Origin of the sequence: Nocardia sp. NPDC019395, from assembly GCF_040632335.1 — a bacterium.
In the GTDB taxonomy this organism is placed as follows: domain Bacteria; phylum Actinomycetota; class Actinomycetes; order Mycobacteriales; family Mycobacteriaceae; genus Nocardia.
Genome location: NZ_JBEYBT010000001.1, coordinates 867,884 through 886,361 on the forward strand (window position 1 = coordinate 867,884; position 18,478 = coordinate 886,361).

Consider the following 18,478-nt stretch of genomic DNA (forward strand, 5'->3'; position numbering starts at 1 on the left):
GGATGCGGGGTGAACCGGTGCCGGACCTGAGAGCGGAACGATGACGGTCACGGTTCTCCTCGGTGGCGACGTGATGTTGGGTCGCGGCGTCGACCAGATCCTGCCGAACCCGGGTAATCCGTCGCTGCAGGAACCATGCGTCCGAGACGCCCGACGGTACGTCGACCTGGCCGAACAGGTCAGCGGCCCGGTACCGCGGACCTGTGGCTACGACTGGCCGTGGGGCGAGGTCATCGGCCTGCTGGACACCCTCGCGCCCGATGTTCGACTGCTCAACCTGGAAACCACAATCACGACGGACAGCTCCTTCGCTCCGCGTAAGGCGGTGCACTACCGGATGCGGCCGGACAATCTCCCCGCACTCACGGCGATCGGCCCCGATGTTTGCGTACTGAGTAACAACCATTCCCTCGACTTCGGTATAACCGGGCTGCTGGATACCCTCACTGCGCTGGCCGAGGCGAATATCCGTACTGCCGGCGCGGGGCGGGATCTCGCCGCGGCGCAGCAGCCCGCTGTGGTGCCGTTGCCGGACGGGTCTCGGGTGGTGATCCACTCCGTCTCGACACTGTCCAGCGGAGTTTCGCCGGACTGGGCCGCGACCGTGGACCGGCCGGGAATCCGGGTTATCACGCACCCATCCGCGGAAAATGCCGACGAGCTCGCGGCGCAGACCTCGGTCCATCGGCAGTCCGGTGACCTGACGATCGTCTCCGTGCACTGGGGACCCAACTGGGGGTACGGAACCGGTCTGAGCGAGCAGCAATTCGCACACCACCTCGTCGACGCCGGTATCGATATTGTGCACGGCCATTCCGCGCACCATCCCCAGCCGATCGAGATCTACCGGGGCAAACCCATCCTGTACGGCTGCGGTGATGTGATCGACGATTACGAGGGGATCGGCGGCCACGAGTCCTACCGGCCCGACCTCCGGCTGCTGTATCTCGTAACCCTCGACCCTGCCGGCCCGGCCACGCTACGCATGCTGCCGCTGCGCATCCGTCGCCTGCGGCTGGAGCGCGCGGCCCACGCGGAGTGCGAGTGGTTACAAAACCGCCTCACCGAAATCAGCCGCCGATTCGGCACCCGGGTCGACGCCGGGCCCGACGATCTCTTGACCGCACATCCTCTTTGACCTCTCGCACGGCGCAGCCAAGGAGACTGTCGGACATCTCCATTCCGCCTCCGGGAAGCGCCCACAGACCGCTGTCAGCGCGCCGCTGTAGCAGAATGTGGCCGCTGTCGTCGCACACCACGGCGGAAGCAGCGACCACGAGACTGTTCGGCTGCGACGCGGCGGGGTCGTCGTAGAACTCGTTGCGCCCCATCGGATTACCCCTCCGGCGACCGGGATGTTGCCCAGACCGCGTTGAAACTGTCGGTGTAGGCTCGAACGTGCCACAGTCGGGGGTACGGCGCAGATGCCAGACGGGAGCACCGTAGGCGTTCACTCCCCACTGACGACGCGTGCAGGGCGTGCCTGGCGTAGAGCGGATTTTGCACGGCGGTCACGGATAGACCGTGCCGCAGTTGGCGGTGATGATCGCCAAGGGGCAATTCGTCTACCACGAAGCCGAAGCAGTCCTTGTGCCACATCTACGCACGCGGGATGGGTGGGTGAGCCGGGAGTGGCGCGCACTCGCCGAAGTGGTCGATGTGGTGATGGCCGGTGGTGCGGGGTCGGCGGTGGTGCCGAGTCCGTTCGGCCATGAAATCTCCGATCAGCTGAGCCCGTTATCGGCGATCGTCGCGTATAGCGGAAATAACCTCTGCGACAGAATCATTCACCAGACCGATGAATCGGAGCTTGCTTGCGGGGACAGCGACCGGTGGCGGGCCGGGGGTGATCGCGTAGCGTCCGTCGTCCTCGACATCGCGCCAGTGCAGGGGTATCGCGACCACCCCGCGGGGGCCGAAACGGGACACCCCTTGCGCGACCTTGATCCGGCCCTGGCCCGCGGTCGTGGCCCGGAGGAATCGGTTGGTCTGTTGTTCGACGGTGTCGGCGAGGGAATCGTGCACCTTCGAACGCCCGTAGGCGTAGTCGACCTCGACTCGATCGGACCCGCGAGCGAGCACCACATCGCCTTCGGTGCCCGCCTCGAGTTCGGGGATCTCGGCGATCAGAGCATCGGCGAGCTCACGCGGCGGGCATTCGGTGACGACGTACCCGCCACTGTGCCAGGCGGTTTCACCGGGTAACTGTTTGAGTAGATACCCATCCCCGTCGCGTCGTACCGCGAGCAACCGGATCTGGCTTTCCGCGTCCTCGTGGTCCTTACCCCAGCCGTGTAGTTCGATCCGGATATCCGGCTGGGCGACCACGTCCAGGACCCGGTCGAACCCCGCCTCCAGCGTGGGACGGACCTGCGCCCGTATCTCTCGCTGCTCCCGCTGGTAGTCGTCGTAGAGCGGGGTCCGGCTGGTGAAGACGAACGGGGCCGGCAGGAAATCGGCCTGCACCGATTTCCATGCGACGACGAACTCGAGATCGGTGAATTTCCAGGTTCGGGTCATTGCTCCACAACGGCCTTGGAGGTGGTCTGTGGCTCACCCAGCGCCTCTTCCAAATGCTCCTTGGAATTGAGGTAGGTGGCGCGCTTATGGTCTTTTTCCTGCCCGCCCTGATTGCCGGCACCGGCCCCGGCCGGGCCGGGCGATCCTGGCATACCCGCCATCGGGGCACCCATCCGTCCGAGCGAGGGGGCGGCCGCGGGGCCCGCGATACTTGCCCGCGGGAACAGCCGCGAGGTGTCCGGCCCCTTGAGGGGGGCCTGGGCGGCGGCGCTGGACTGGCCGGCCCCGATCCCGCCGCCGGTTCGCGGGGCGCCGCCGAGCCCGGATGTATTCGCGCGGGGGAGGTCTCCGGGTTTTGGTAGGCCACCGAGGCCGGGGGCGATACCGGCGGCCTGCTGGGCGGCTTGCTGGGCGGCCTGGGCGGCTTGCTGGGCCGCGGACTGTGCGCCGTCGAGCCCCTGCTGGGCCATGCCGGCGGCCTGGCCGAGACCGTCCGCCCCGGGGGCGGTGGGGGCCGTGGGGTCGGTGGGGGAAGTGGGGTCGGTTGCCGAGGGGACGGTCGGGCCGGCGCCGACGCTCGGTGCGGCGGGTCGGTCGTAGCCGGCCTGAAGGTTTGATCCCGGGCTCGCGGAGGGGGCGATTCCGCCTCCGGTGAGGCCGGTGGTGGAGTAGTTGGGCGCCCCGGCGCCAGGAGCGCTCGGGCCTGTTCCGCCGCCTGTCGGAGTATCCGCGCCGCCGCCCGGATTGTCCGAGCCTCCTTTGTTCTTCGAACCGGTCGTCGGAAGATCTTCCAAGGCGGGAATCCTCGTCGACGAGTTATGAATACCGTCGATGTAGAGGTTCTCCATGTTCTGGCGGTAGGTCTCCAGATCCCGCTCGTTCTGTGCGTCGTTCACCTCCTTGGCGTTGACGGCGGGCGGCGCCATCGGCTGTGCTTCGACGGGTAGCGAATCAATGTCGTAGCCGTAGGCTGCCGGCTTCGGCGGCTTCTCGGTTGGGGGCATGTGCTTCTTGGTTTTCGCCAGCCACCCCGCGGTATCGGCGAGGGTCTCGCTGAAGGCTTTCATCTGCTTGTGGAGATCATCGGCTTTCGTGCCGTAGCTTCTGACCGCTTTCTTGGCGTCGTCGGCTCCGGCACCCTTCCATGCCCCACGGGGCCGATCGACGAGTCTGCTGGTCAGTTCCCCCGTCGCTCCGTCCAATTCGCCGGCCATCCACTCCCACATTTTGGCCGTGTGGCCCACGGGATCGACCGCAGCCCCGGTCCTGAGGCCCAGCTTGTGCAGATCGGCCCACAACTGACTGTACGGATTCTCCGGGGAGGGAGTGACTCCCAGCTTCGAGTTCGTTACAGATGTCAAATAGTCGGAAGGTGTCTGGGCGCGGCCCGGGAAGTTCGAGGCGCCGTACAGTTGCGAGGCCGGGCCGAGCAGGTCAGCCGCTTTGCCGCCCGCCCGGCCGAACGCCGGATTCGTCTGTTTGTCCGGCGAATCCGCGGTGAGGTCGGTGAAATTGCGTCTGCCGCTTGCGATGGTCGCATCGACCTCGTCTTTGCCGTCCGCCTTCGATATCTTCGTTTCTTTTTCCGTCGGCGCGTCGGTGTCGAAGTTGGGGGCCTTGTTTCCCACAGTGACTTTATTCAAACTGCCGAGCATGTCGTCTCGGTTTGCCTTGGAGAAGCCGGCCGCCGAATCCCACTCGCTGTTGACGTACTGTCTCCCGGCGTCCTTGAAGGTTTCCATCATGGTAGCCAGCCTGTTCTTGTGGCTGCCCAGTACATCGCGCAATCCATCGCGCGTCTTGTTGAACTGAACCGCCAGGTCGCGGCCGGAGGGGAGCTGACTCAGGGCCTGGAGGTTGTCCATATCGTCGATCTTGGCCTGGAGCCCGGTGATTCTGCGGATCGCATCCGCGCATCCGTTCGCGGCGTCCAGGGCGGCATACGGCTCGAATTCGAGGTCCCCGTTGCGCGCCTGGTTCGCGAGTTTTGTCCATGGATCCTTGCCCGATCCCTTGACGACCGGATCGGCTCGATCGACAGGTATGTGTACACCGAGTTTGTCGTGATCCATTGCTGCCTCCGCCTCCTTCTCACGGCAACGATGAGGAGTAGTGCCCGAGTCCGGCCTCCTGCCGTCATCGCCGATCGGGTCAATCGTGGCATGACCCCGGCAGCGTGCCGGTCTGTCGCTTCCCATTCGTGGGTGGCCGGAATTCGGGCGAATCCCTGGTCCGCCGTAGAATCCCGGGCCGGTATACAGCGAAGAGGACAGGTCGATATGAACGAGGCGATGGACGCGCTCGAGGCGCGGGTGCACCGCCAGTTGAATATGATGCGCGACCTGGGTGACCAGCTCGCGGGGATCCGGGTGCGGGAAACCTCCCCGGACGGCACGGTGACCGCCGAGGTGGACGGTAACGGTTCGCTGTGCGATCTGGCGTTCACCGAGGCGATCTCGAAAATGTCGCCGAGTGAGTTCGAGGCGGTTGTGGTGGCCACCGCGGGGCGGGCGGCGCATCTAGCGATCGCCCGGCGTGGCGAGATGGTGACCGCGTTCAACCGTGAACTCGCCGAATCGCTACCCGGAGTCGAACCCGGACACTGAACGCGGCCCGGCGGCGTGTCAGTGGATCCGCAAGTCCGGGCAGGTGACTGCCTCTGTCCAGGGCTTCCCAGCGAGGGTAAGTCGTGATCCGTTGAGCTCCCTAGTATTTGGCTACCTTTGCTTCACGAACTCTTTCCTCGCCCGGCCCCGGGAGTTATTCGATGCCCTATCTTGTTGCCAATACAGAAGTCGTCCGCCGTTACGGCGACGCGTCGGCCACCATGGCGGTGGAAACCGCCATGGCCGGCGCCGCGGACCAAGTGGCGATGATGGCTGCCGCGATCCCGGTGTTCGGGTTGATCGGCCAGGATTTCCTGGCCGCCTTCGCGTTCGCGCAGGCCAACAACCTGCTGTCGGTCCAGGAACTCGCCGCCGTCCATGCCGGTAGCGCGCTGACCTCCTACGAAGGGGCCGCGGCCTACGACCTGAACGAGGACGTCACCGCCGCCGAGTTCGGAGCCCTCGGCGCACAATCATGAACGCCCCGATAGACCAGAGCGTGCTGGACCTGTTGCGGCACAGTGCGCTGGGCCCGGCACTGGACCGGCCGGTCAACGATGTGCTCTCGGATATGGGGTTGGGCCCGCTACCGCAACTCCCGGCCGAGTTCCCGTTGCCCGAGCTGCCACCGCTCCCGGCATTGGATCTGTCGTTGCTGGCCAAACCACTCACCGATCTGGCCTCCAGCTTCGGCACCGGCCAGCTGCCCGGCGGCGCCGGAGCCGATCCCACACAGGTGTTCTCCCAGGTCTCCGCGGTACTGCAGTCGGCACTGCAGATCGGGGCGTCGGCAGCCCAGGTAGCGATGTCCCTGTGGCAGGGGATGGGCGCGACCGAGGCCGGGAACAAGGCCGGCGAAGCGCAACGTGATGGTGCAGCGATATCGAGTCAGAGTGCCGAAACGTCGGTGGGCACCGCGACGGCCGCGACGTCCGTTTTCACCGGTGCCACCCTGATGTCGGCGATCGTCGCGAAATATATGGCCTCGCTGGCCGCCGCGACGCCCTTCCTGGCGACCGGCACCGGCCAGGTCTTTCTGCTGGCGATGACCACCGAAACCCTGGCCGAGGCGGCCGCTGTCACCGCAAAGACCCGCACCGAGCTCGGTATCGAGAGCGCGAAGATGATGGAGACGGGCCAGAAGGTGCCGGTCACCAACGCGCCGAAGGGCGTGGACCCGATGCAGATCGTGCAGCAGTTGGTGCAGGTCGTGCCGAGTCTGATGAACGCGGTATCCACCGGTGCCCAGTCGATCAGCCAGCTCCATGAGACGTTCCAGCCGGTGAAACCGATCGCGGATCAGGAGAAGACGGGCCCCGGGCGGGGCGCACCCTCCGCTGCCGGCGGTGCGCCGCTGGTCGGTGGGGCAAGAGCGGTTGGAGCCCCTGCGGCTGGGCAACCACTGGGAGCCTATCCAGGAACGCGGGCGACGGGTGGTCTCGGTGCGGGAGCCGCGGGGAGCCCCGCGAGTTCCCCGGCAAACGGCAACAACAGCAGCTCGTCGCGCCAGACGACCACCACGACCGGGGGAATGATGCCGATGGGGGGCGGCGGTATGGCCGGTGCGGGTATGGCCGGTGCGCGGGACGCCGCGACCGCTGACGGGATGCGCTCCCACTTGGTGAACGCGGAATTCGGCCAGGAGGTCGTCGGTGATATCGCGGGGGTGTCGCTGCCGGTGGTAGGCGCGGCCGAGCGAGTGTCCGAACCAGTGGACGGTATATCGCCGGACAAGAAGCTCGACCTCTGACAGGGAGATGGTCATGCATTTCGATCCGATTCAGGCACACCGGTCCAGCACCGATCTGGATGCGCTGGCCGGCCGGCTCGAGGACGTGCTGAAGGTGAATTCGCCCGCCCTCGCTGTCGCGCCGGTGGCGCTGGACGAGGTATCGATACGGGCCGCGGACACCCTCACCGGTATCGCGTCCTCATACGACGATGCCGCCGCCCGGGGTGTCCACGAGATCCGGAAACTGGCCGCGGCATTGCGTTCCCAGAGCGATCAGGTCCTGCGCATGGACGGCGATAACGCCAGTGGTTTCCCTGCCGGGAACTGACAGGCGGGACAGCAGATGATCGAACCGCCAGTAGTGGGATTCACGGGTGTGATCTGGGAATCGCGCCCCGCCGAGAAATTGGCGCACGACCTCACCACCGGGCCTGGTGTGCGTGCCACGGCGGACGCCGCGGCCGCATGGGGGCGGATCGCCGCGGCCTTCGGCACAGCGGTTGTCGACTACGACCGGATCATCGCCCGGATGCGGGAAGCGTGGGGTTCGACCGAGAGCGGTCCCGTTATCGATCGGTTCGCGACGCTGCGGCATTGGCTGGTGGACGTTGCCGCCGAGGCGGGCCGTAATGCTTCGTTGGCCGCTGGTCACGCGGTCGCCTATGAGGTAGCGGCGCTGGCCATGCCGCATACGGCTGATCTCGCGGCGCTTGCCGAGACGTTACGCGGGCTCGAACAAGCCGGCGCCGCACTCGGTGCGCCGCTGGTGGCCGCGGTGGCCGATGTGGACGCCGAACAGCATCTGGCGAAAGCCGATGCCGCGCGGGTTATGCAGGGGTATGAGGCCGCGGCGACCGAGCTGGCGGTACCTCCGCAACAGCCGCAACCCCCGACAATTGTTTCGGATACCGCCTTGGCCGCCGAGCGGCAGGCCGCCCAGCGTGAATCCGCGCCGGCCGCCCGCGGTGGTGTGCCTGCCCTTGCGGGCGGCCGATTCGCTGTGCCGTCGGTGCCGCGGGCGATGTCGCCGTATCAGATTCGCTCGGTGGCCCCGTCAGCGGTCGCTGCCGCGGAACCCGCGCCCCTCCAGTCGTCGCCGGCCGGAGCCCAATCGGACGCAGGACGTATGGTGCCCGGCGGAATGCCCGCCGGCGCTGGAGCCGGCGGCGGCGATCGGGCGATTCGGGCCGGAGCCGCCGAATCGGTTGGTGGCGACGAAATGCAGCTCGAGGCCGGTATCCAGGTGGCGCCGGCGGTGCTGGGTGGCCACGAGCCGCGGTCTGTCCCGGAAGCGGGTACATCATGACAACGCCTCGATCAAGGGGGCTGTTATGCCGGCGATGACGAATGACGGGGTGCTGGCCGCGAGCGGGTTGCTCGGGGTGCAGACACTGCCCTTGGTTCTCGGGGTGGGCCCGCAGCAGGATTCGGTGGCGGACTGGACTGCCGCGCAGGACGAGGCCCTGGCCGCGCTGCGCGGCGTGGGCCTCGTGGACAGTTACGACGAGGTGGAACCCGATCTCGCCGCGGCGCTGTATATCCTGTCGAACCCGGATCGTGAACTGGTGTCGCGCGTGTACACCGCGGAGGGCGCTCGGCGGGTATGCCTGGCGCGTCGCGGAGCCGGGCACGCGGTGGCCACCCGGATCGGCGACACCTTCGATATCCGGACCACCTGGGCCGACGACGACCCAGCCGCACTGACACGGCCGCTGCTGACCGTTCTCGGCGCCGGGGAACCGGCGCCGATCACGAGTTTCAGCGCCCCGTCCACGGACGTGCGGGAACGCCTCGACGCGGCAGCCGGCGCCGACGGTTACGCCCAGGTCCTGTACGAGCTCGGAATCGAGGAGCGGACGGCTATCGAGTTCGGCCTGGCCATCGCGACCTGTTCCACCCACGCCGAGATCGTTGCGTACGCCCACGGTGACGGGATACAGCAGCGGTCCGCCGGTGCGGTCGCGGTGTATGACACCGACCGCGGCCGGATCGTCGCCAGCCCCGGGGTCTCCCCGGACTCGAGTGTCTGGTCCACCTTCGCGCCGGGCACCGATCACCGCCTCGCCGAGGCGGTGTCCGCGCTCGTCGGCTCCCTGCCGGGAGGAGGCTGGATGCCTCGCTGAAATACGGAAAGACCCGACAGCGCCAGGGCGGCCGGAATCGCAATTCTCTCGATGCATCACCCCCTCTCGGCGCAGGCGTCCACAGCGCTATCTCTGTGACGTAATCGATGACACGTAATAAATGAAAGGACCCAGAAATGCCAACTCAAGGTATCGATGCTGATCCGGCAGCCTGCAAGGCTGCCGCCGGTGACCTTTTCCAGTCGATCGAGAATCTGCGGAAGTCCGTGGACCAGGTGCTCATGGCCAGCGAGGAAGTACGCAAAGGGTTCACGGGCGCCGCGGCCACTCAGTACCAGAAGGCCGCCGCGGATTGGCAGGACGAAGCCGTCCAGGTCAACAACAAGTTGGACGAGTTCACCAGGACGGTCGAAGACTCCACCCAGAAAATCCTCAATATGGATGAAGACGACTTCATCGGGGGCGGGGGCTACAGCAACGGCCAGAACACCTACACCGATAACGCGGCGTACACCAACCTCTGAGCCTGGTTGCCAAATCCGACATTTCGTACGAATACGCTCGAGGAGGAATCGAAAAATGAGCGACGGCAAGATTACGTATAGCAGCCCCGATATGGTGAGGTTGTTCGAAACTCTCAACACGGAGGCAGGAAATATCTTCCGGGAGATCGACGCGATCGAGGGCGCGAAGAACAATCTTCTGGTAGCAATGAACAGCGAGGGCGCGGCTTCCGGTATCGCACAGGCCCATAAGAAGCTCGTCGACGAGGCATTGGGCGATACGAAGGTAAAGCTCAACAACCTCGCCGCCGCTGTCGAGGAGGCGCTGGAAAGGGCGCTCGGCACCGATAAGCATATCGGTGACGGTTTCGCCTCCCTGGGCTGAATGGGAAGAAAGAACAGCCGGACAGTCTCATTTTTGTCGGCCCGGAACTGACGAACGTCTGCCGCCGGTGTTTTTCAGCGGTGGGTTCGTCGGTTCCGGGCGGTATATCACCGATCGGGTGGGCCGGGTCTTTCCGGTCCGAGCGGTCACGAGACCGCCACACGATGATCGGCTATTCACGTTCATCTTTGATGGATCGGACGATCGCGGCGATCCGGTCGTTGAGTAATGCAGTCAGGGCCGTGGTTCCGACTCCCACCGCGACCGGCGGATTCTCGGTGGTGATGGCGTATCTGCCATCGTCCACCAGGTCCCGCCAATGCAGCTCGTGACTTGCGATACCGCGGGGGCCGAACCGGGAGTACCCCTGGCTGAGGCGGATCCGCCCGACCCCTGCCACCGTCGCCGCGGAGAATCGCCGGGCGCGCTCCCGGTCCGGATCGTCGACAGGATCGCCGACGATCGACTGCTGATAGGAATAGTCCAGCCGCGATCCGTCGCGGGAGGCGAACACGAGTTCCCCGAGCCTTCCGGTGGCGCATTCCGGCAAAGCTTTCACCACGGCGTCTGCCAAGCCGCGCGCGCTGACTTCGACAATCGTGTAACCACCGCTGTGCCAAATGGTTTCACCCGGCAGTTGGGTCAGCAGATAGCCGCGGTCGCCGCGACGTGCCGCGAGTAGCCGAACCCGCGTGGTGGGATCGTCCGGGTTCCGGCGGTCCCAGCCGTGTGCGACGATCCGGATATCCGGTCGCGCCACCAGCTCGAGCACCTCGTCGATACTACGGCCGTGCCGATCCCGGGCCCGTTGCCGGGCTTCTGCTTTTTCCTGGAGATACTCGTCATTGCGGCTCGTGCGGCTGGTGAACTCGAACGGGCGCGGCACGAGGCCCTCCCGCAGCTCTTCCCAGAGCGCGACGAATTCGACATCTGTCAGGCACCACGTGCGGCTCATCGTTCCGGCGACGGCATCGTTTGCGGCTCCGGCGCCGGTTCGGCAACCGGCCGCACCGCGGCGGGCAACGGTCCTATCGCGTCGTCGAGATGATCGGTGGAATTCAGTGAACGTGACCGCTTGCGTTCCCCGTCGTCCTGGCCCTGGCCGCCACGGCCGGGTGTTCCCGCCGCGCCCGGTGTTCCGGCCGCGCCAGGCGTCGCCGATGTGGCCCGCACCGCGGCCACGGGAAACGCGTTCGTCCCGGGCAGGCCGGCGCGGGGAAACAACTTCGACTGTGGTGCCGTGTCTTTCGGGGCACCGGCGCTTCTGGCACCGGCCCCGACACCGGCACCGGCACCCGTTTTCGCGGTTCCGGAGTTCGCGGCGGTGGGTGTCGTCCGTGGACCGGCGCCACGGGTTTCCGATCGGTTCTCACCGCCGGGGGCCAATGCCTTGGCCGCATCCGCGGCCGTCTGCAATCCCTGCATCGCGGCACTTCCCGATGCGGAGGGATCTGCCGCTGTGTCCGCGGCAGAAGTTCCCGGGGCGACTGTGCCGGACGTCGGAAGCGACGATCCCCCCGGGAGACCGGAACTAATCGGGAAGTCGTTCGTGGATCCTCCGCCGCCACCGGATTCGTCGCCGGCGGGACGATACTCGGGAATGGGAAGTTTCGGCACCGTCACATCGGATTCCGACATGCCGCCGTTGTAGATCGTGCGCATCACCTCGATATAGGGTTCACGGGCACTTTCATCGGCGGAGGCCGGCTCATAGCCCCCAGGGGCCGCGGAGGTGGGCATCAACATCTTGGTCTGCTCCAGCCATCCCGCGGTGAACTGAAGATTACCGCCGAGCTGGTTCATGCTGCCGACCAGATTATCGGCATCCGTACCGTAACTCTGGCCGAGCGCCGTGATACCGCCTTTGGCGCCTTCCCCTTTCCAGTCTTCCGCGTATTCGATCAGCTTCGCCCGGACCAATCCGATCTGGTCACCCAACTGACCGGCCCAGAATCGCCAGAGTGCGGCCTTATCGGCAACATACGTCCCATCGATATCCTGACCCAGTTGATAGAAATCGGCGTAACTCAGACTCTCCGGTGTCTCCGTGCCGACGACTGAACTGTCGAGTTCCCCTTGATAACCGGCGAGTTCCTCGGGAGCGACGGTAACATCCGCATAGGAATCGCTGTATTCTAGGAAGGTCTTCAGCTCCTCCGAGTGGGAATCCTCGAGTGTGAACACCTCCGGTCCGATGTAGAGGTCGTCTTTGGTCGGAAGTTTGTCATTCCAGGCGCCCGGTTCGGTATTGTGTCCGATTTCATCCAGTGCGAGGGCCTTCGCCGAATCACCGTCTGCCCAGGCCATAGCCTTTCCGGCCATGATGAAAGTATCCTGAATGGTATTGACCACGTCGCGGTGCTGATCCAGCACATCCGACAATTCGGTTCCCCGGGAAAGCTTGATCGCCAGCGCTTCCCCGTACGCACGGCCACCGAGCCTGTACTTGCCACTCCGCTCGGTCACATCACTGTCGTCGACGATTGCGTTCTTGACGGCGATGATCCGGCCGACCACGGAACGGCACATCTCGGCACACGATTCCGCCACTCCGGGCGGCACCTGAATCACACCATTGTTCACCTGATCCTGGATGGCCTGCCAGGTCACCGAATCATCGGCCATCGGTACTGCCCCTTGTCGATTGTATTACCGATCTCGTGGTGGTAGGAAAAGTTCGCCCCGAGAATATTTTCCATATATTCGGGTCTCTCATATTTCGCTGATCCCCAAATGAGCTGTCACGCTCAGCGGCAGCCAATCGACCCGCCGCGCGGGCTTTCCCGGCTCGAACCTGATGAGCGGCTCGTCGTCCTCGATGTACTGCTCGAGCAGGCGCTTCCGCAGCGCTTGCCCTTTGGCTGTCGACGGCAGCCAATGCACGGTCGCACCATGCGTGACCCTGACATCGTGATATCGGCGCAGCATGTCGATATGCGCCTCGTACTCCACGACCTGCTCGGCAGTGTTGCCGCTGAGCGGATTCCCCTCGAGGTCGGACAACATGCCGAGGTCGTAGTCGGAACCCACCGGGCGCTGCCGGCCGTCGGCGTCGATATCGTAAACCGCTCCGGTGGAGTCGATCCTCCCGTTGTCCGCGGACCACTGCGCACGATCGCCCGCGCTGTCGTGCCATTCTTTTGCGCGCTGCATCCAACGCCCCTCCAGCTTCTGCCAATGAGCGTCCGGCACATTGTCGGGTCTTGCCGGCAGCACCGGGTCGAACAACGCGACGATGCCGAGATTGGCCGGATTCGCGCCGAGGAGTACATCCAGCCGATTGACCGACTTGTATTTGATGGTTTCCGGTTTCGGATGCACTGTGCCGGTTTCCGTCCAGCGAACGCCGTCCGGATTGGCGGCACGCACATCGATGATGAGGCGCCGGACCGTGGCCGCGTGGCGGATCTTCTCCTGATCTGCCCGGCTGATCCCGTAATGGTTCTCGACCTGCTCCGGAGTCAAGTCTCCCGTGGGCGGCTCCCGGCCGGCGATCTGGGCGAGATCGCGGCGTAGCCGGTCTTCGGTGATCACCGTGGACGGATGCTCCGGCAAACGACCGGTGGCACTTTCGGTTCCGGCGAGAATCCGATGGCAGTTCGCGCAATACGGGGCCGGGGTGGAGTCGAACTGGAACTGCGGGGCCTGAACAATCTGCCCCAGCATCTCGGGTCCATCGGGGAGACCGGCTTCGCGACGGTCCCACAACGCGAGATCGGTGGCTTTCACCTCGGCGTGCCGCAACGGCTGGTCGTAATGCGGGTGAGTATGTACGGGTACCGATTCGAATTCGTGCCGGGTTCTCCGGTCCATACTGCGCGAGTAGGTGCTTTCCCGGTGTGGCCCGTGTGAGTACGGCCCCTCGGCGCGCATCCGGTCCAGGTTCGCTTTCAAGGTGGGATGCAGCCGTGATTCGGGGATCACAGCATCGGCGTTGCCATTGGCGGCCTCATAAACCCGGCCGGTGAGCCGGTCGATTCCCACGGACATACAGGTGCCCTGCCGGTCACGGGAAAGCTGCCGTGGTTCCGGTAGCTGTTCCGCGTTGCGATACTGCTCGGCCCGTTCGCTGCCCAGCCGGGCGGTGTAGTCGGCGATCGGCTGCCCGGCGATATGGGTGATCAATCCGTTCCCATCCCTGAGCACCGCGGATTCGTCGACAACGCCCAGCACCTGCGCGGCGCTCCCGTCCGTCGGTGCCGGAATTCCCGACGGGGCGTCGATAGCCGACGCAGCGGTGGGCTCGGCCCAGACGTCGCCGTCGCCGTCGCCGTCGCCGTTATCGGCATCGTCGCCGTCGGCGAAACCTCCGACGGGCGGGGGAGGGGGTCCACCCGTATCACCGGGCCCGCCCGGGCCGACGAGCGGCTGCTCGCCGGAGGGCTCGGATTCGGGCGTTGCACTCCTTCTGTCGGCGGTCGGCGCTGCGTCGCTGTCGGTGGCACCGGCATGCACTCCGGCGTGGTATCCCGGCTGCACCGATGAGGTGCCGGCGCGGCTCGGCCCGGCGGATTCGGGCTGCGGCAGCGCGGTCGACAGATCGTCGCCGGCTTCGGGTTCGACATTCGACCGTGGCCGCGTGCCCGGGGAATCGGTACGGGACGACCCGCTACCGCTGGAAGTTCCGCGGGTTCGTCCGGTGCTGTCCGCGGCCGACGATGACCCGGACGTGGGCGCCGCCGCTGACGACGCGGACTGCGCTGACGGCGACGCCGCCGCTGACGCTGACGCCGCCGCTGACGCTGACGCCGCGGCGGGCGTTGAGGTCGCGGTGGGTGCTGACCCCGTCGCGGGTACTGACGCCGTCACGGGTGCCGACGGTGCGTGGCTGGATACTGGAGGATTCTGCGCTGGCGTTGCTACCGTGATATCGCTGCGGTCACCCTCGACATGGGCAGCGAGGCCCGTGGATACCTCGTCACCGCGGTGACCCGGAACATCGGCCGGGAGACCGGCGGAGTTTTCTGCCCGGATCGACTCATGCGCTGCGGCACCGGCTGTGGCGGGGTGTTCGACCCGGCCTTCCGGTTCCGGCGAGCCGTGCGCCGCGAGCGGAACCTCCCGCGAATTCTCGGCACCTATACCGGCTGTGGAAGCACCGGCATAATCCTTGTGGCCCATGTCCGGGCTGTCCGCCGCTGCGGCCGGGCCTTCGTGCGGTGCCTGATTCTTGCCGCGGCCTTCTGGCGAAGTGTCCGTCTGCGATGGCTCCAGGGATTCGGAAACAGATTCCGTATCCGATTGGACAGAAGCGAGCTCGGCCCGCGGGGCCGACTCGGCTTCCGCAGCTTCGAGCGGTTCGGCGGCACCGTGCTGCTGCTGGGACGGCAATACTTGCTTGTCCAGTGACCATCCCGCGGTACCGTCACCGGCGATGGCGTCGGCGTTCGAGTGGAATGTATTGGGCTGAAAGGCATTACCGGCCAAGGAACTTGCGAGCGCTCCGGTGAGCATGCGGGGGTCGAAGCCCCAGTTCCCGGTCAGCAGACCGGTGGAAGCCCACGACCCGGCGGTATCGGCGCCGGTATCGGCGAGCACGTCCAGACCCATCCTGCCCCACCGGTTGCCGGGTGTCCCGAACAGTTTCCCCAACCCCGCGTCCAGGCCTTTGGCCGCCGGAAACGCGATCAGCGCCGACAGCCCCGAGGACAGACCGGCCATACCGACTTGATCCCAGCTGATATCCGTGGTCATATCGCCGTCCGCGTCCATATGGCGATGGCCGGCGAGCTGTTGAAATCCCTGAATACCGAGTTCCTGAACCATCCCGAGGACGGATTCGAACGCCACCGTGAACGCCAGCTTCCGCAGCAGCGCAAGAGCGATGGAACGGATAGTGGCCTGGCTCGCTGCGACCAATGCCGGCGTCGCCGCCGATCCGTACCCGGTTGATATCGCTATGGTGATCTCGGTGGCCAGGATCGCCAGCGTCGAGATGATCTGGATCTTGGTGTATTCGACTTGGGTTCCGGCGCTTTCGACATTGTCGGCGAGCTCGGACAGCGCGGCGGCGATCGTATCGATCGAGTAGTCGCCGTCGAGGAGCGGCGCGAACTGCTTCGCTATCGCCTCGGCGCCCTCACCGGTATAGCAGTCGGCGACCTGGTCGATCACGCCCCGTAAGTCCGGAACGATATCGGTCAAGCCGCTCGCGGCGTCTCGCCAGTGGCCGGCGATCCGCCACAGCGCGTCCTCATCGGCGTCCGGCCATTCGTCAACGGCGACATAACTCAGCCACTGCAGGTAGCCGGGAATTTCGATCGTCACCGCCGTAATCCCCCTGTTCGCGCTATCGCGCGTGGATCACCAATCATTGTCCGCGACAGGGGAGTTCCCGCCCGCACGATATCTCCCACTGTTCCGGCCACCGCGCCGCGCCGGCGGCCGGATCGATACCGGCGGCGGGGTGACACGCAGATCGGCCAGGTTCGGCATTCCGGGCACGATCTCCGAGAGGTCCGGCCGCCGGGTGGAGTCGGAGTGCAGCGGCGCGAAGACCTCGGCCGCCCGCCGGGACACCTCCTGAGCCGCGGATTGGGTGGCCGCGGTGACCGCCTCTTCGATCTCGTCGTAGGTCAGCTCCGCGATATCGGGGGCGAACCTGGTTTCGATCACGACACCGTCGGCATTCACCGTGATGGTTACCCGGCCGTCACCGGCGGACGCCCGCGCGGTGAGCGCCGCGCGCTCCTGATGTGCGATCGCCAATGCCCGCATCTGTCGCTGGACGGTATCCAGCAGCTCGGTCAGGCGTTCCTTCGCAGCTTCGTTCGCCATATCGACAGTCCCTGATCAGGAGAACTCCGCGGCGGATCCCTGTTCGCTGTCCTCGAATAGTGCCGCACTGTCGTCGAGTCCGGTCGCATAGTCGTCCAGCAGCGTGGAGATCTCACCGACTACCTCGTCCAGACCGTCCCGGACCTCCAGATATCCGGGACCCTTGTCGTCACCGTGGGCAAACTGTGTGCCGATCTTGCCGGTGCCCCACGGTTCCCCTTCCGCCGCGGTGGACGAGCGTAGCGTGCTCAGCACCTCGTCTATCCGGCCGGCGACGCCGGCCATACCCGTGGCTGCTTCACGCATCCGTGCGGGATCGAATTCGATGTCGTTGCCCATGGCGAGTCCTCCCGTATCCTCCCGTGCGGGAGTTTACCTGGGCGGCAGTGAGATTGCGCAAACTTTCGGCCGCACACTCGCCGGCCCCACGCGTTGGCTGTGCGTGGGGCCGCGCGCAGCGGTGTAGCGGCCGCCGGTGAGATCAGGGTTCCGGTGTAGCCGGCCGGGCCTCTCCGGTTCCGGCGACACAGACGACCGGAATGCAGATGTTCTGCCGATCCGGGGGAAATACGCTGATACTGATCGCGTGCAGATTCCGACGATCGATCGAAATCTTGTTCTCCGCGCCATGGGCGCCGCAATTCTGGGTATTTCCACCGCGGTTTTCGCCCCTGTTACGGGTCCGGCCACGGCCGGGCCGCTCTATCCCGTTCCCGATCCCGATCCCTTCTACGCCAGTCCTGCCGATATCGCGGAGAAATCGCCGGGCGAGGTGCTGGCCGCGCGGGTAATGCCGCCACTGGCGATATTCCCCGCGACCACCGTGACGCTGGTGAAATTCCGATCGACCAATTCGCAAGGTCTGCCGATCGCGGCGACCTCGACGGTGCTCACTCCACCGGGGCGATCCCCTGGTGGGCCGTTGCTCTCATATCAGCACATCATCAACGGTCTCGGGCCCCGCTGCGCGGTCTCGCGGGTGCTCTACACCGCCGACCCGACCCTGCAGGTCCGCGAGGCCGTGGCATTGAACGCGGTGCTGGCCCGTGGCTGGAGTGTGGCGCTACCCGACCATCTCGGGCCGACCTTCGCCTACGGCGCGGCCCGGCTCGGCGGTCAGATCACGCTGGACGGCATCAGGGCGGTGCGGGCCGCCGGACTCGGATTACACGAAAGCCGCATCGCCATGGCCGGGTATTCCGGTGGCGGGATGGCGACAGCCTGGGCCGCCGCGCTCGCCCCGCGGTACGCACCCGAGCTCGAGATCGCCGGCGCCGCGGCGGGCGGGGTCCCGGCGAATCTGGTGCGGATGCTGCAAGCGCTCGATACCAACCCTCATCCGGCATTCGGACTGGTCATGGCCGCCGGGATCGGGCTCGAACGTGAGTATCCCGACCGGTTTCCGATCAGTGATTCGATGAACGCCCGGGGTCTCGTTACCCGTGGAGCCGTGGCAAACGGCTGTACCAACGAGATCTTGACCGCCGGGGCGGGACGCAGTGTGGCCGAATACGCGCAGAGCATGTCACTCGTCGATGACCCGGAGGCGCGGGCTGTCGTGGAGGAGAACAGTCTCGAACTGTTCGACGGAGTGCCGAATATGCCTGTATTCGAATGGCATTCGGCGTCCGACCCGTTGATTCCGGTGGATTCCATTGTCCGGACGAACCGGCGGTACTGCGATGCCGGTGTCCCGCTACACGCGGAGCGGACGCTATCACCGGAACATATGTCCGCGGCGGTGCTCGGTATCCCCTCGGTTCTGATCTGGCTCGAAGGCCGGTTCCGCGGCGATCCGGCACCGTCCAACTGCTGACGGAGTTCTCCGCGTTCACGCCCTGCCCGATACGGGGATGCGGGTCGTGCCCGGA

18 protein-coding genes are annotated in these 18,478 nt (G+C 66.0%); 10 read left to right on the forward strand and 8 right to left on the reverse strand.

Going from position 1 to position 18,478, the window contains the following annotated elements; genetic code table 11:
• Positions 1 to 40 precede the first annotated feature (40 nt).
• Positions 41 to 1,138 carry a CapA family protein gene (locus ABZ827_RS03560; RefSeq protein ID WP_357232297.1) on the forward strand — a complete coding sequence of 366 codons (1,098 nt, stop codon included), beginning with the start codon at positions 41 to 43 and terminating at the stop codon, positions 1,136 to 1,138.
• On the opposite strand, the gene ABZ827_RS03565 is transcribed toward ABZ827_RS03560, so the two are convergent.
• The 3 genes from ABZ827_RS03565 to ABZ827_RS03575 all read right to left on the reverse strand — a co-directional run bounded on the left by ABZ827_RS03565 (position 1,071) and on the right by ABZ827_RS03575 (position 4,838).
• On the reverse strand, positions 1,071 to 1,331 hold the full coding sequence (locus ABZ827_RS03565) for an NUDIX domain-containing protein (protein WP_357232300.1): 261 nt from the start codon (positions 1,329 to 1,331) through the stop codon (positions 1,071 to 1,073). The two genes, ABZ827_RS03560 and ABZ827_RS03565, sit on opposite strands and share 68 nt — an antisense overlap.
• Before the next feature lie 406 nt (positions 1,332 to 1,737).
• Positions 1,738 to 2,520: an ESX secretion-associated protein EspG gene (locus ABZ827_RS03570; RefSeq protein WP_357232303.1), complete on the reverse strand. Its 783-nt coding sequence runs from the start codon at positions 2,518 to 2,520 to the stop codon at positions 1,738 to 1,740.
• Positions 2,517 to 4,838 carry a hypothetical protein gene (locus tag ABZ827_RS03575; protein WP_357232306.1) on the reverse strand — a complete coding sequence of 774 codons (2,322 nt, stop codon included), beginning with the start codon at positions 4,836 to 4,838 and terminating at the stop codon, positions 2,517 to 2,519. The genes ABZ827_RS03570 and ABZ827_RS03575 overlap by 4 nt, the downstream gene beginning before the upstream one ends.
• Between ABZ827_RS03575 and ABZ827_RS03580 the strand changes: the two genes are divergently transcribed.
• The 8 genes from ABZ827_RS03580 (at position 4,800) to ABZ827_RS03615 (ending at position 9,830) form a co-directional block, all read left to right on the forward strand.
• Positions 4,800 to 5,126 (forward strand): YbaB/EbfC family nucleoid-associated protein, encoded by a 327-nt coding sequence (locus tag ABZ827_RS03580; protein ID WP_357232309.1) that lies wholly within the window; start codon positions 4,800 to 4,802, stop codon positions 5,124 to 5,126. The two genes, ABZ827_RS03575 and ABZ827_RS03580, sit on opposite strands and share 39 nt — an antisense overlap.
• Positions 5,127 to 5,287: 161 nt before the next feature.
• Positions 5,288 to 5,605 carry a hypothetical protein gene (locus ABZ827_RS03585; protein WP_357232312.1) on the forward strand — a complete coding sequence of 106 codons (318 nt, stop codon included), beginning with the start codon at positions 5,288 to 5,290 and terminating at the stop codon, positions 5,603 to 5,605.
• A complete protein-coding gene (locus ABZ827_RS03590) occupies positions 5,602 to 6,876 on the forward strand; it encodes a hypothetical protein (RefSeq protein ID WP_357232314.1) in 1,275 nt (424 codons plus the stop codon). Before ABZ827_RS03585 ends, ABZ827_RS03590 begins: the two co-directional genes overlap by 4 nt.
• A 13-nt stretch (positions 6,877 to 6,889) precedes the next feature.
• A complete protein-coding gene (locus ABZ827_RS03595) occupies positions 6,890 to 7,186 on the forward strand; it encodes a PE family protein (protein WP_357232317.1) in 297 nt (98 codons plus the stop codon).
• A 15-nt stretch (positions 7,187 to 7,201) separates the two neighbouring features.
• On the forward strand, positions 7,202 to 8,164 hold the full coding sequence (locus ABZ827_RS03600) for a PPE domain-containing protein (protein ID WP_357232320.1): 963 nt from the start codon (positions 7,202 to 7,204) through the stop codon (positions 8,162 to 8,164).
• A 34-nt stretch (positions 8,165 to 8,198) separates the two neighbouring features.
• On the forward strand, positions 8,199 to 8,981 hold the full coding sequence (locus ABZ827_RS03605) for an ESX secretion-associated protein EspG (RefSeq protein WP_357232323.1): 783 nt from the start codon (positions 8,199 to 8,201) through the stop codon (positions 8,979 to 8,981).
• Positions 8,982 to 9,118: 137 nt separating this feature from the next.
• Positions 9,119 to 9,466 carry a WXG100 family type VII secretion target gene (locus ABZ827_RS03610; protein ID WP_357232326.1) on the forward strand — a complete coding sequence of 116 codons (348 nt, stop codon included), beginning with the start codon at positions 9,119 to 9,121 and terminating at the stop codon, positions 9,464 to 9,466.
• 55 nt (positions 9,467 to 9,521) lie between these two features.
• Entirely contained in the window at positions 9,522 to 9,830 is a 309-nt protein-coding gene (locus tag ABZ827_RS03615) for a hypothetical protein (RefSeq protein WP_357232329.1), read from the forward strand.
• Between the two features lie 172 nt (positions 9,831 to 10,002).
• Here the strand turns inward: ABZ827_RS03615 and ABZ827_RS03620 are convergent, their stop codons facing one another.
• From ABZ827_RS03620 to ABZ827_RS03640, 5 genes are all read right to left on the reverse strand, one after another.
• Positions 10,003 to 10,785, reverse strand: a complete 783-nt coding sequence (locus ABZ827_RS03620) for an ESX secretion-associated protein EspG (RefSeq protein WP_357232332.1) — start codon at positions 10,783 to 10,785, stop codon at positions 10,003 to 10,005.
• Positions 10,782 to 12,455, reverse strand: coding sequence for a hypothetical protein (locus tag ABZ827_RS03625; protein WP_357232335.1), 1,674 nt, complete (start codon positions 12,453 to 12,455; stop codon positions 10,782 to 10,784). The genes ABZ827_RS03620 and ABZ827_RS03625 overlap by 4 nt, the downstream gene beginning before the upstream one ends.
• 87 nt (positions 12,456 to 12,542) lie before the next feature.
• Positions 12,543 to 16,097, reverse strand: a complete 3,555-nt coding sequence (locus ABZ827_RS03630; protein WP_357232338.1) for a hypothetical protein — start codon at positions 16,095 to 16,097, stop codon at positions 12,543 to 12,545.
• 36 nt (positions 16,098 to 16,133) lie between these two features.
• Complete coding sequence (locus ABZ827_RS03635; protein WP_357232340.1) at positions 16,134 to 16,607, reverse strand: YbaB/EbfC family nucleoid-associated protein; 474 nt, start codon at positions 16,605 to 16,607, stop codon at positions 16,134 to 16,136.
• Positions 16,608 to 16,622: 15 nt separating this feature from the next.
• Positions 16,623 to 16,946, reverse strand: a complete 324-nt coding sequence (locus ABZ827_RS03640) for a hypothetical protein (protein WP_357232343.1) — start codon at positions 16,944 to 16,946, stop codon at positions 16,623 to 16,625.
• 289 nt (positions 16,947 to 17,235) lie between these two features.
• Between ABZ827_RS03640 and ABZ827_RS03645 the strand changes: the two genes are divergently transcribed.
• Positions 17,236 to 18,423, forward strand: a complete 1,188-nt coding sequence (locus ABZ827_RS03645; protein ID WP_357234442.1) for a lipase family protein — start codon at positions 17,236 to 17,238, stop codon at positions 18,421 to 18,423.
• The last annotated feature ends 55 nt before the right edge of the window (positions 18,424 to 18,478 follow it).